The 13,868-nt window shown below is 42.0% G+C and carries 10 protein-coding genes and 1 pseudogene; 7 read left to right on the forward strand and 4 right to left on the reverse strand.

Translation table 11 applies throughout. The annotated features are described in order from the left end of the window. Window positions 1-284: 284 nt before the first annotated feature. The 4 genes from HMPREF0106_RS22820 (at window position 285) to folB (ending at window position 7,351) form a co-directional block, all read left to right on the forward strand. Window positions 285-2,828, forward strand: coding sequence for an adenosylcobalamin-dependent ribonucleoside-diphosphate reductase (locus HMPREF0106_RS22820; RefSeq protein ID WP_009038846.1), 2,544 nt, complete (start codon window positions 285-287; stop codon window positions 2,826-2,828). A 131-nt stretch (window positions 2,829-2,959) separates the two neighbouring features. Continuing rightward, on the forward strand, window positions 2,960-5,641 hold the full coding sequence (locus HMPREF0106_RS22815; protein WP_009038847.1) for a 4-alpha-glucanotransferase: 2,682 nt from the start codon (window positions 2,960-2,962) through the stop codon (window positions 5,639-5,641). A 302-nt stretch (window positions 5,642-5,943) separates the two neighbouring features. Next, the gene (locus tag HMPREF0106_RS22810; protein WP_009038848.1) at window positions 5,944-6,993 is read left to right on the forward strand and encodes an acyltransferase family protein; all 1,050 of its coding nucleotides are present in this window, start codon (window positions 5,944-5,946) and stop codon (window positions 6,991-6,993) included. Then, window positions 6,980-7,351 carry a dihydroneopterin aldolase gene (folB, locus tag HMPREF0106_RS22805; protein WP_009038849.1) on the forward strand — a complete coding sequence of 124 codons (372 nt, stop codon included), beginning with the start codon at window positions 6,980-6,982 and terminating at the stop codon, window positions 7,349-7,351. Before HMPREF0106_RS22810 ends, folB begins: the two co-directional genes overlap by 14 nt. 132 nt (window positions 7,352-7,483) lie before the next feature. Here folB and HMPREF0106_RS22800 read toward each other — a convergent pair whose 3' ends face one another. Genes HMPREF0106_RS22800 through mtaB form a run of 4 tightly spaced genes read right to left on the reverse strand, consistent with a single transcriptional unit; the run spans window position 7,484 to window position 11,289 of the window. Continuing rightward, window positions 7,484-8,008, reverse strand: coding sequence for a methylglyoxal synthase (locus HMPREF0106_RS22800; protein WP_004299341.1), 525 nt, complete (start codon window positions 8,006-8,008; stop codon window positions 7,484-7,486). Window positions 8,009-8,011: 3 nt separating this feature from the next. Next, window positions 8,012-9,040, reverse strand: coding sequence for a glycosyltransferase family 2 protein (locus HMPREF0106_RS22795; protein WP_009038850.1), 1,029 nt, complete (start codon window positions 9,038-9,040; stop codon window positions 8,012-8,014). Between the two features lie 2 nt (window positions 9,041-9,042). Further along, on the reverse strand, window positions 9,043-9,966 hold the full coding sequence (locus HMPREF0106_RS22790; protein ID WP_004316248.1) for a lysophospholipid acyltransferase family protein: 924 nt from the start codon (window positions 9,964-9,966) through the stop codon (window positions 9,043-9,045). Between the two features lie 3 nt (window positions 9,967-9,969). Then, a complete protein-coding gene (gene mtaB, locus HMPREF0106_RS22785) occupies window positions 9,970-11,289 on the reverse strand; it encodes a tRNA (N(6)-L-threonylcarbamoyladenosine(37)-C(2))-methylthiotransferase MtaB (RefSeq protein WP_009038852.1) in 1,320 nt (439 codons plus the stop codon). Between the two features lie 110 nt (window positions 11,290-11,399). Between mtaB and HMPREF0106_RS22780 the strand changes: the two genes are divergently transcribed. From HMPREF0106_RS22780 to HMPREF0106_RS22770, 3 genes and pseudogenes are all read left to right on the forward strand, one after another. After that, the gene (locus HMPREF0106_RS22780; RefSeq protein WP_004299337.1) at window positions 11,400-13,073 is read left to right on the forward strand and encodes a long-chain fatty acid--CoA ligase; all 1,674 of its coding nucleotides are present in this window, start codon (window positions 11,400-11,402) and stop codon (window positions 13,071-13,073) included. Window positions 13,074-13,232: 159 nt separating this feature from the next. Then, window positions 13,233-13,454 (forward strand): hypothetical protein, encoded by a 222-nt coding sequence (locus HMPREF0106_RS22775; protein WP_004306615.1) that lies wholly within the window; start codon window positions 13,233-13,235, stop codon window positions 13,452-13,454. A 209-nt stretch (window positions 13,455-13,663) separates the two neighbouring features. Beyond that, window positions 13,664-13,868: pseudogene (locus tag HMPREF0106_RS22770) on the forward strand (DDE transposase); the annotation flags it as partial.

The following is a 13,868-nucleotide window of genomic DNA, read 5'->3' on the forward strand; positions in this document are numbered from 1 at the left end:
ATCTTTTTTTTGCAAAGATATAAAAAGAAAAAAATAATCCACCACACTAGTGGAATAGAATAGTTTTCTTTTTGGAGAACTTTAACCTTTGAACAAAATTCAATTCTAACTGTTTATCAAACACTTAGCATAAACAAATGGAAAACTTGCAACTTGTTAATAAATTAATTCATTTTTATTTTGATAGATGAAAAAACATTCTTAGCTTTGCGCCTACATTTGTTAACGATAAGTAAACTTCTACATATTACTTATTAAAAACGAGATTTAACACAAATTGAATCGTGGAAAAACAGATTTATTCTTACGACGAAGCCTATGAAGAATCTTTACGATATTTTCAAGGCGACGAGCTTGCTGCAAGGGTTTGGGTAAACAAATACGCAGTAAAGGATTCTTTCGGTAATATCTATGAAAAATCCCCGGAAGACATGCATTGGAGAATTGCAAATGAAGTGGCACGCGTAGAATCGAAGTATCCGAATGCGTTGACAGCAAAAGAACTGTATGATTTACTGGATCACTTCAAGTACATCGTCCCCCAAGGTAGCCCGATGACAGGAATCGGTAACGACTACCAGGTTGCTTCACTATCCAACTGCTTCGTTATCGGAGTGGACGGTGCAGCCGACTCTTATGGCGCTATTATCAAAATCGACGAAGAACAGGTACAACTAATGAAAAGACGCGGTGGTGTAGGTCATGACTTATCACACATCCGTCCGAAAGGTTCTCCCGTTAAAAACTCGGCGTTGACTTCTACCGGTCTTGTTCCGTTCATGGAACGATATTCGAATTCCACTCGTGAAGTAGCTCAAGACGGACGTCGCGGTGCATTGATGTTGAGCGTGTCTATCAAGCATCCGGATTCGGAAGCATTCATTGATGCCAAGATGACCGAAGGTAAAGTGACCGGAGCAAACGTTTCTGTCAAGTTGGACGACGCTTTCATGCAGGCTGCCGTAGACGAAAAGCCGTATGTACAGCAATATCCTATCGACTCTGCCCAACCTGCATTCACCAAGGAAATCGACGCTTCTACCTTGTGGAAGAAAATCGTTCACAATGCATGGAAATCGGCAGAACCGGGCGTTTTGTTCTGGGATACGATTATCCGTGAATCTGTGCCTGATTGTTATGCAGACCTGGGTTACAGAACGGTATCTACCAACCCATGCGGAGAAATTCCTCTATGTCCTTACGATTCTTGCCGCTTACTGGCTATCAATCTATATTCTTATGTGGTAAATCCGTTCAAACCGGATGCTTATTTTGATTTCGACCTGTTCCAAAAACACGTGGCTCTCGCTCAACGGATCATGGACGATATTATCGACCTCGAACTAGAGAAGATCGAACGTATCATGACCAAGATTGACGAAGATCCGGAAAACGAAGAAGTAAAACATGCGGAACGTGCACTTTGGGAGAAAATCTACAAGAAGAGCGGACAAGGTCGTCGTACTGGCGTAGGTATCACTGCAGAAGGTGATATGCTTGCTGCTTTAGGATTGCGCTACGGAACGGAAGAAGCAACGGAATTCTCTGAAAAAGTACACAAGACAGTAGCTCTCGGCGCCTATCGTTCTTCAGTGGAAATGGCCAAAGAACGCGGTGCTTTTGAAATATACAATAGCGAACGCGAACAGAACAATCCGTTCATCCAACGCCTGGCAGCAGCTGATCCGAAACTGTATGAGGACATGAAGAAATATGGTCGCCGTAACATTGCCTGCCTGACGATTGCTCCAACCGGAACGACCAGTTTGATGACGCAGACCACTTCGGGTATCGAGCCTGTATTCCTGCCTGTTTACAAACGTAGAAGAAAAGTGAACCCGAACGATACGAACGTGCATGTAGACTTTGTAGACGAAACAGGGGACGCATTTGAAGAATACATCGTATTCCATCATAAATTTGTTACCTGGATGGAAGCTAACGGATACGATCCGGCCAGACGTTACACCCAGGAAGAGATTGACGAACTGGTTGCCAAATCTCCTTATTACAAAGCGACTTCTAACGATGTCGACTGGTTGATGAAGGTGAAGATGCAGGGAAGAATCCAGAAATGGGTAGACCACTCTATCAGCGTAACCATCAATCTGCCGAACGATGTGGACGAGGATTTAGTAAACCGCCTGTATGTAGAGGCATGGAAATCCGGCTGCAAAGGTTGTACCGTATATCGTGACGGTTCACGCTCCGGAGTGCTGATCTCTACGAAATCGGATAAAGACAAGAAAGAAGGACTTCCTCCTTGCAAACCGCCTACGGTTGTAGAGGTACGTCCGAGAATATTGGAAGCAGACGTTGTCCGTTTCCAGAACAACAAGGAAAAATGGGTAGCTTTTGTCGGATTATTGGACGGACACCCTTATGAAATATTCACTGGTTTGCAAGATGACGACGAAGGTATCTTGCTGCCTAAGAGCGTAACTTGCGGACGTATCATCAAAAATGTGGATGAAGACGGTACCAAACGTTACGACTTCCAATTCGAGAACAAACGCGGATATAAGACGACCATTGAAGGATTGTCAGAGAAGTTCAACAAGGAATACTGGAACTATGCAAAATTGATTTCTGGCGTGCTTCGCTACCGGATGCCGATTGAACAGGTTATCAAACTGGTTGGCTCTCTGCAATTGAACAGTGAAAGTATCAACACTTGGAAAAACGGTGTAGAACGTGCATTGAAGAAGTATATTCAGGATGGAACGGAAGCCAAAGGTAAGAAGTGCCCGAACTGTGGCAACGAGACATTGGTTTATCAGGAAGGCTGTCTGATTTGTACTACTTGCGGCGCTTCCAGATGTGGATAATAGTCCTACGTATGTTAATTAATATATAAACAAAAGATTAAAAGGAGTCCGGTGCGGCTCCTTTTATTTTTTATTCAAAAAAATGTCTTATACTTGCAGTGTCTTACATATACAATCAAAATCTAATATATATGATTCTATCATTTAATATTGAATACCGCACCAATTGGGGAGAAGAAGTAAGGATTTCCGGCTTATTTCCGGAATCAATTCCTTTACACACCACCGATGGTATCTATTGGACGGCAGAACTTGAGCTTGAAGTCCCTCAAGAAGGGATGACCATCAATTATAGCTATCAGATAGAGCAAAACGGAATAGTTATCCGCAAGGAATGGGACAGTTTTTCGAGATCTATTTTCTTATCAGGAAGCTCCAGGAAGATATACAGAATCAATGATTGCTGGAAAAATATCCCGGAACAACTGTATTTTTATAGTTCTGCTTTTACAGAAGCCTTACTGGCACATCCTGAAAAAGAGAATATCCCGCAAAGATATAAGAAGGGACTGGTTATCAAGGCCTACGCCCCACGTATCAACAAAGATTATTGCCTGGCAATTTGTGGCAACCAGAAATCATTAGGTCACTGGGACCCGGAGAAAGCGGTGTTGATGAGTGATACCAATTTCCCGGAATGGCAGATAGAGCTGGATGCCAGCAAACTAAAATATCCGCTGGAATATAAATTCATCCTCTACAACAAACAGGAAAAGAAAGCAGACTGCTGGGAGAAAAATCCTAACCGCTATCTGGCAGACCCGGAACTGAAGACCAACGAAACGCTCGTGATTTCCGACCGATATGTTTATTTCGATATTCCCGCATGGAAAGGGGCAGGAATCGCTATACCCGTATTTTCTTTAAAATCAGAGAAAAGTTTCGGAGTAGGTGATTTCGGTGACTTGAAACGTATGGTCGACTGGGCAGTAAATACTCGCCAGAAAGTTATTCAGATTTTACCGATCAACGACACCACCATGACACATGCATGGACGGACTCTTATCCTTATAACAGCATTTCTATTTATGCTTTCCATCCGATGTATGCGGATATCAGGCAAATGGGAACTCTGAAAGATAAAGAAGCAGCATCGAAATTCAGCAAGAAGCAAAAGGAACTGAACAGCCTCCCTGCTATTGACTACGAAGCGGTCAACCAAACTAAATGGGAGTTTTTCAACTTACTGTTCCGACAGGAAGGAGAAAAGGTATTGGCTTCCAAAGGTTTCAAAGATTTCTTTGAAACGAACAAGGAATGGCTGCAACCTTATGCAGTCTTTAGTTATCTGCGCGACGCCTACAAAACGCCCAATTTCCGCCAATGGCCGCGACACTCTGTTTACCAAGCGGAAGATATAGAAAAAATGTGCCAACCGGGAACAGCAGATTATCCTCACATCTCGTTGTATTATTATATCCAGTATCATTTGCATCTGCAATTGTTGTCTGCAACCGAATATGCCCGCCAACACGGTGTTGTATTAAAGGGGGATATTCCGATTGGTATCAGCCGCAACAGCGTGGAAGCCTGGACAGAACCTCATTACTTCAATCTCAACGGACAAGCGGGTGCTCCGCCCGATGATTTCTCGATCAACGGGCAAAACTGGGGATTCCCCACATACAACTGGGATGTCATGGAAAAAGACGGATACCGCTGGTGGATGAAGCGTTTTCAGAAAATGGCGGAATACTTCGATGCTTACCGGATCGATCATATCCTCGGTTTCTTCCGTATTTGGGAAATACCAATGCACGCTGTACACGGATTGTTAGGCCAGTTTGATCCTTCTTTGCCGATGAGCCGGAAAGAAATCGAAAGTTATGGTCTAACGTTCCGCGATGAATATCTGCTACCATTCATTCATGAATCTTTCCTCGGACAGTTGTTCGGACCGCATACCCATTTAGTCAAACAGGATTTCCTTGAATCGGTTGATGACTCCGGACTTTATCGGATGAAACCGGGATTCGAAACACAACGGGAGGTAGAACAATTCTTTATCGGTAGAAATGATGAAGATAGTGTCTGGATTCGGGAAGGGCTTTATTCATTAATCAGCAACGTCTTATTTGTTGCGGATAAGAAAGAGGAAGGTAAATACCACCCACGCATCGGTGTACAACGGGATTTCGTATTCCGGTCACTGAACGAAGAAGAGAAAAATGCGTTTAACAGACTATACGACCAGTATTATTATCACCGGCACAACGAGTTCTGGTATCAACAGGCTATGAAGAAGTTACCTCAACTGACACAATCAACCCGCATGTTGGTTTGTGGAGAAGATTTGGGGATGATTCCTGCTTGTGTGTCATCGGTGATGAATGATCTCCGGATTCTTAGTCTGGAAATTCAGCGAATGCCTAAGAATCCGATGCATGAATTCGGGCATTTAAATGAGTATCCGTACCGGTCTGTCTGCACAATCTCCACTCACGATATGTCTACGTTGCGTGGCTGGTGGGAAGAAGATTATCAACAGACCCAACGTTACTATAATGCAACGTTAGGACATTACGGAGTTGCACCGACAACTGCCACCCCGGAGTTGTGCGAGGAAATCGTACGCAACCATCTCAACAGTAATTCCATTCTCTGTATCTTGTCTTTCCAGGATTGGTTATCGATAGACGGGAAATGGAGAAATCCGAATGTGACGGAAGAGCGAATTAATGTTCCATCCAATCCACGAAACTACTGGAGATACCGGATGCATCTCACTCTGGAACAGTTGATGAAAGCAAAAACACTTAATGATAAGATTAGCGAATTGATTAAATACACAGGAAGAGATCCGAATAAATAGAATAAAAGATACAAGTAACTTTCAAAAAGGATATTTTCCGGACACTACCGACGCGGATAACACTAGATTAAGAACGCTAAAAATCTATGTGATCCGCGTCATTCGTTTTTCAAGGATATATTGATAACAGAGGTAAAATAAGGAGTTTCAAAACATAGTCAACCGTTTTTTTCGCAATAATATCATTACTATATATCATACTTTTTCGCTTTTCGCATCATTCGTTTATTTTTTCAATGTTCCTCTTTTTATTCCGATTTATAAAGTATCTTTGCGCCGAAAAAGAGAAATTAAAAGAGATAATGGAAGGCAACCAGAGCAGACGTATTGATTTTGTGGACTTAACCAAAGGAGTCTGCATTATCCTTGTGGTAATGGCACACGTTGGAGGGGCCTTCGAACAACTGGATACGAATTCGATGTTATCCTGTTTCCGCATGCCGCTTTACTTCTTTATCTCGGGAGTGTTTTTCAAATCATACGAAGGCCTGCTCGGATTCATCCTACGAAAAATAAACAAATTGATTATTCCTTTTCTTTTCTTCTATCTAAGTGCATTTCTAATGAAATACATTGTTTGGAAGATTGCTCCGGGGGTATTTCAACTGCCTGTGTCGTGGAATGAACTCTTGGTTGTATTTCATGGACACGACCTTATCAAGTTCAATCCACCGATCTGGTTTCTACTCGCATTATTCAATTGCAACATCCTGTTTTATCTAATTCACTTTCTGCGCGAAAAGCATCTGCCTGTCATGTTCGCTGTGACAATCCTGATTGGTTGCGCAGGATTTTATCTCGGAAAATTACAGATAGAGTTACCCCTGTATATAGATGTTTCCATGACTGCCCTCCCCTTCTATGTGGCCGGTTTCTGGATCCGACGGTATAATTTCTTTCTATATCCCAGCCATCGTTTCGACAAACTGATACCGGTTTTTGTTGTATTGGCACTGGTGGTAATGTACTTTACCGCTACCACATTGGGTATGCGTACCAACAATTATGCGGGAAATATTTTTCAAGTATATATCGCTGCGTTTGCAGGAATATTTATGATTATGTTACTTTGCAAAAAAGTGAAAAAGATAAAGGTTGTTTCTTACTTGGGACGATATTCAATCATCACCTTGAGTATTCATGGACCGATACTTCATTTTTTAGGTCCATTAGTCAGCCGTTATATTCACAATAGTTGGGCACAAGCAAGCGCACTTCTGCTTATAACATTAAGCATCTGCCTTCTGCTCACACCCGTCTTTCTTAAAGTGATTCCACAAATGGTTGCACAGAAAGACCTGTTAAAAGTCAAACAAGATCACACTAAAAAGACAGTATATGAAGATAAATAGTAGCTATATCCTTTTGAAAGAAATTCGTTGTTACGCCTATCATGGAGTCGCACCGCAAGAAAATCTGATTGGGAATGAATATCTCATTGACCTGAAACTGAAAGTAGATATCAGCAAAGCTGCCCAGACAGATGAAGTTACCGACACCGTCAACTATGCCGAAGTACATCAAGTGATAAAAAATGAAATGGCTGTTCCCTCGAAATTGCTGGAACACGTTAGCAGACGGATTATACAAAAACTCTTTGACCAATTCCCCTGTATTGAAGAAATCGAACTCCGGCTTTCCAAACGAAACCCACCGATGGGAGCAGATATAGAGTCCGCAGGAATTGAGCTACACTGCAGCAAGAAATAAGATAATCACAGCTAGAAATGAAACATAAATGACGAAATGCAGATAATACGATATTAATAAAGTAATCCGTATCATCTGCATTCCTTTTTTAAGCAAGATCTGCTTCTATTTTCACAGCCGTAAACTACCGGCTTATTTTCTCTTCTTTTTTCTTCTATTTACCGATTCGACAGCTTCCGTCACCACAGGTTTATCCTGGAAACGTTTTGTATAGCTGGAATAGTCCGGATGAATGCGTTCGTAATCAGGATCCATAAATAACGGACTGGAAATTATATGGTCCGCCGTAGAACGGTTACAACAAAAAACAATATTTTCTACACCGGCCAAACGGGTTAATGCTTTTACATCCGTATCATGCGGTTGCAATGTCATAGGGTCCGTGAAGAAGAAGAGATAATCAATCTGCCCATCCACAATACGTGATCCCATCTGTTGGTCACCACCTAACGGACCTGATTTTAAAATCGTAAAATCCCACTCTTCATCAGGATGTTTCTCCTTCAATGCTTCCAATATCAAAGTACCCGTAGTACCTGTACAGTAGAATTTATTACCCATCAACAGTTCCGAGTTCCACAGTACCCATTCGATGAGGTCTTTTTTCATTGCATCATGCGCTACCAGCCCGATGCCTCTTCTAACCTTTGATTTCATTTGCTATCCTTTTAAATCCGACAATTGAGAGAATCGTTTGCATCCCCTCGCATAAAACTGCCACAATATACTACTTTTTGTCCGTTCAGGTACCGGATTCAAAGTTTTTTTTCTCATATTTTCTTCACGGGATAAAGAAAATGACGGACATAATCGTTTATACTCTTTCCGCGCACGCATCACAGCACTAGCATTATCCCAGTGCCCTTGCAACAAGAAATTGAACGCCGCCAGATAATCGAGACAGGTCCGGATACGCATCACTTTATTTAACTCCTCCTGTGGAAGATTCTTATAGAGCATGACAAGATTATTACGGAAATTAAGAAAAGTCTTATGAGGATTCTCTTTTTTAAGAGTAGCTCCCCCCACATGATAGACAATGCTTTGAGGTACACAGACAATCTCACGATTCCGCGAACGGAGTCGCCAGCACAAATCTATTTCTTCCATGTGAGCAAAGAAACGTCCATCCAATCCTCCGACATTCACATAATCAGTGCGCCGGATAAACAACGCTGCCCCCGTGGCCCAGAAAACAGGAATTACCGTATCATACTGACCTTCGTCTTTCTCCACAACTCCCATAATACGCCCCCTACAAAAAGGATAACCGTATTTATCAATAAAGCCACCGGCTGCTCCGGCATATTCAAAATATTCTTTTTGCCGCTGGCTTCGTATCTTCGGCTGACAAGCAGCTACCTCCGGATGCTTATCAAGATAAGCAATCATTGGTTCCAACCAATGCTCCGTCACCTCGACATCCGAATTCAAAAGAACTACATATTCTGCGTCGACCTGCTGCAATGCTAAATTATATCCATCCGCAAAGCCATAATTTTGGTCGAGAACAATCGTTCTGACAGAAGGAAATTCCTGTTGAAGCAAAGTAACGGAAGCGTCCGTAGAACCATTGTCAGCCACGCAGACCTCAATCCCCTCCCCTGCCGAATACCGGACGACGGACGGAAGAAAAGTACGGAGCATATCACACCCGTTCCAATTTAAAATTACAACTGAAACTTTCATTATTATTCTTTTTTCTTGTTCAGCTCTTTCTCTTCTAATCGATCGGCTTCTTCACGAGTCATTTTCCAACGTTTATGAGACCACAACCAATATGCCGGTTCTTTACGAATCGTCTGTTCTAATCTATGAGCAAACATTTCCGTGATTTCTCCTTCTCTTGTTTCTTTCGGTGTTTCCGTCATCAACTTGAACTCCGCTTCACAGTATCCTCTGCGCTTCTTACTAAGCTCACAATAGAAAACAGGGAAATTCATCATTTTGGCAATTCGCTCCGCACCATTCAGAAAAGCAGTTTCCTGTCCTAAAAAGGTAGTCCAATATTTATCATATCCACTGGGCCATTGATCAGTAATCAAACCGACTACCATCTTTTTTCCATCATGTTTGAGCTTAATAATTTCACGGGCTGTAGAATGTTTCGGAATATTATACCCCCCGAAACGAGAACGAATACGTTTAAACAACTCATCCAAATATTTATCCCTCAACGGTTTATAAACCTGTACGGGAACATCCCCCGGTTTCATGATTGCTCCCATGCCTATCAACCACTCATAATTGGCATAATGAGGAATCATTACTATAATACCTCCATACTTTTCTGTCAGTTCAAGATATTGCTCCGTATTCTTATAAGTCATTCTCTCACAAAGTTCTTCGGCAGACATGTGCAACAATTTCAAATCTTCAAGCATATAATCCGACAAATAGCGATAAAACTTGCGTTCTATCTGTAATCTCTCCGCATCAGTTTTTTCCGGAAATGATCTCAATAGATTTCCCCGAACTACTTTCCGACGATATTTTCCAACACGATACATCAGCAGATAATTTAAATCCGAAAGCATATATAAAACCCGGAACGGAAGAGCTGAAAACAGCCACATTCCACTGTATACCAACCAATAGATAAGTTTTGATCTCATAACTTATATCAAAATTGTACCTTTAAGTGCTGCCATCTCCTCATTAAACTCTCCCAGACGTACATTAACTACCTGATTATCCAGCGAGTCATCACTTTCCACCTCTACACGAATATAATTCTCCGTAAATCCATGCATCGGAGCACCAGCTTTCGATTTTTCCATCAATACCGGCATTGTCTGCCCGATATGACGTGCATAAAAAGCCTGTGTCTTTTGGTCCGATAGTGCCAACAGACGCTGACTACGCTGATGCTTCTCTTCCGGAGAAACCACATATTCTATTTTTAAGGCTTGCGTTCCGGGACGTTCGGAATAGCTAAACACATGCAACTGCGTCACATCCAATCCGTCAATAAACTGATAAGCCTGTTCAAAGTATTCGGGTGTTTCTCCACGGGTTCCCACAATCACGTCCACTCCGATAAAAGCATCCGGCATCACCTCTTTTATCTTCTTCACTTTCGAAGCAAAAAGAGCAGTGTCGTAACGACGGCGCATTAACTGCAAAACTTCATCGCAACCGGATTGCAAAGGGATATGAAAATGAGGCATAAAACTGCGGGAATGAGACACAAACTCGATAATCTCATCAGTCAACAGATTGGGTTCTATGGAAGAGATACGATAACGTTCGATTCCCTCTACCTGATCCAATGCTTTTACCAGATCAAAAAAACTCTCTCCTGTTGTTTTACCAAAATCTCCGATATTCACTCCGGTCAGAACGATTTCTTTTCCGCCTTCAGCAGCTGCCTGCCGGGCCTGCTCAACCATGGAAGCAATAGTCCCGTTACGACTTCGCCCGCGGGCAAAAGGAATCGTGCAATATGAACAGAAGTAATCGCATCCATCCTGCACCTTCAAGAAGAAACGGGTACGGTCTCCCCGTGAACACGAGGGAGAAAACGAACGGATATCTTTGGTTGTAGTGGTGATAGCCTCTCCTTTTTCATGCTTTTGGAGGTCGCCCAGATATTGAAGTAGTTCTCCCTTCTGTTCCGCTCCCAGCACTACATCTACTCCATCTATCTTTGCCACGTCGCCAGGCTTCAATTGCGCATAACATCCGGTCACTACCACAAAAGCATCGGGATGCTGCTTTACCAAGCGGTGGATGGCTTGCCGGCATTTCTTATCCGCCATCTCTGTCACCGAACAGGTATTTACCACACAGATATCTGCTTTCTCTCCTTTGCGCGCAGTCCGGACTCCTGCCTCACGCAGGATTTTACCGATAGTTGAAGTCTCTGAAAAATTTAATTTGCAGCCTAAAGTATAATAAACGGCTGTCTTATTTTGAAATACAGTGGTATCTATCATAAGCTGTTATAAACACATTAACTTTGCAAAGTTACACATTATTATCAGTAAAACACTTTAGGATACGAAAGTTTATTCCTATTTTTGCACAATTCACTAAAAAACGTGCAATGATTAAAGAGAATTTCATTAAACTATACGAAAATAGTTTTCGTGAGAATTGGGATCTGCCTTGTTATACTGATTATGGAGAAGATACCCAATATACATACGGTGAGGTAGCTGAAAAAATCGCCCGTTTACATCTGTTATTCAAACATTGTAGCCTTCGCAGAGGAGATAAGATTTCAGTTATCGGCAAAAATAACGCTCATTGGTGCATCGCCTATATGGCAACGATCACATACGGAGCGATCATTGTCCCTATCCTTCAAGATTTTACGCCTAATGACGTTCATCATATCGTCAATCATTCCGAATCTGTATTCCTGTTCACCAGTGACAGCATTTGGGAGAATCTGGAAGAGGAAAAATTAACGGGACTACGGGGAGTATTCTCATTGACGGATTTCCGGTGTCTTTATCAACGTGACGGGGAAACCATACAGAAGTTTCTGAAAAATACCGATAAAGAGATGCATGCTTTGTATCCGAAAGGATTTACCCGTGAAGATGTTCAGTACACCACTTTATCCAATGACAAAGTGATGCTGTTAAATTACACTTCCGGAACCACCGGTTTCAGTAAGGGTGTGATGCTGACAGGAAACAACCTTGCCGGCAATGTCACTTTCGGTATTCGTACCGAACTCCTTAAAAAAGGGGATAAAGTGCTTTCTTTCCTTCCCCTCGCCCACGCATACGGTTGCGCATTCGACTTTCTGACAGCAACGGCTGTCGGCACCCATGTCACTTTGCTTGGAAAAACGCCTTCTCCTAAAATTATAATGAAGGCTTTTGAGGAAGTGAAACCTAACCTTATTATTACCGTCCCGTTAGTGATTGAAAAGATATATAAGAATATTATCCAGCCACTCATTAATAAAAAAGGTATGAAGTGGGCACTCAATATCCCTCTGCTCGACACCCAAATCTACAACCAGATACGTAAAAGACTGATTGATGCACTGGGAGGACGGTTTAAAGAGATCATTATCGGTGGCGCCGCTATGGATAAGGAAGTAGAAGAATTCTTCTACAAAATCAAATTCCCTTTTACTATCGGTTATGGAATGACAGAATGCGGTCCGCTTATCAGCTACGCCCCCTGGGATGAATTTGTACTAGGTTCTTCCGGAAAGATTCTAGATATAATGGAAGCACGTATCTATAAGGAAACCCCGGAAGCAGAAACCGGAGAAATCCAGGTTCGGGGAGAAAATGTGATGGTGGGCTACTACAAGAACCAGGAAGCAACACAGGAAGTATTCACGCAGGACGGCTGGCTACGTACCGGTGACCTCGGTTCCATGGACAGCAACGGAAATATTTTCATCCGGGGACGACTCAAGACTATGATCTTAAGTTCTAGCGGACAGAATATCTTCCCCGAAGAGTTGGAAACCAAACTGAATAACCTGCCTTTCATTCTCGAAAGTCTTGTTATCGAACGCAATAAAAAATTAGTGGCACTTGTTTATGCCGATTACGAAGCGTTGGATTCTCTCGGATTAAATAATCCGGATAACCTGAAAACAATCATGGATGAAAATCTTAAGAACCTGAACAGCAACGTAGCCGCTTATGAGAAAATCAGCAAGATCCAACTCTACCCTACTGAATTTGAAAAAACGCCCAAAAGAAGCATAAAAAGATACTTATATAACAGTATTGCTGTCGATTAGCATGTTCTAAAACATATAAAAAGGGGAGAAAAGTGGCCAGTTACAAAAAAAAATATAAAAAAAGTTGGCGTTTCGAGAACAACATATTGAAAAAGTACATACCTTTGCATCGTTTTAATAAAGCAATTGATTGTATTACGTTTTTAAAAAGCAAAGAAAATGAAAAAATTAGTTTTGATGGCCGTAGCTATCGTAGCAGTATCATTCGCATCATGTGGTAACAAAGCAGCTGACGCAGCAAAAGCAACTGCAGATTCTATCCGTATCGCTGACTCAATCGCAGCAGTAGAAGCAGCAGCTCTTGAAGCTGAACAAGCAGCAGCCGCAGCAGCAGATTCTTTGAATGCTGATAGCACTGCAACTGAAACTGTAGCTGAATAATTCAGAAACAGCTTAGAGAGAATTGAAAGTCTGCCATGCGAAAGCATGCACAGACTTTTTTTTATGCCTTTATTTTAGGGATATTCCTAAAATAATAAAATTTAAGGCAACTAATTCATTGCGAGTTAGTTGCCTTTTTTGTATCTTTAAGCATTCCCCCCAAAAAACGGTTTGACGGCCAAAACGGGGGTAATTAAAAATAAAAACACATGGTAAAGATACAAAAAATCTCAGAAATCGAACCTTGTTTAGGTTTTACCGAGTTCGATATGCTTAAAAAATATCGTCAAAGTTTTGCAACGAGTGAATTAGGTCGCCTCCATTCTCTGTTCCCTTTCTCGGAACTGGCCCGACAAATGCATTTGAAGTCCTCTCCTTTTGGGCGTAAAAGTTATTTTTCTCCCGAAGGTAAAA

Origin of the sequence: Bacteroides sp. D22, assembly GCF_000163675.1 — a bacterium.
GTDB classification, from domain to species: domain Bacteria; phylum Bacteroidota; class Bacteroidia; order Bacteroidales; family Bacteroidaceae; genus Bacteroides; species Bacteroides xylanisolvens.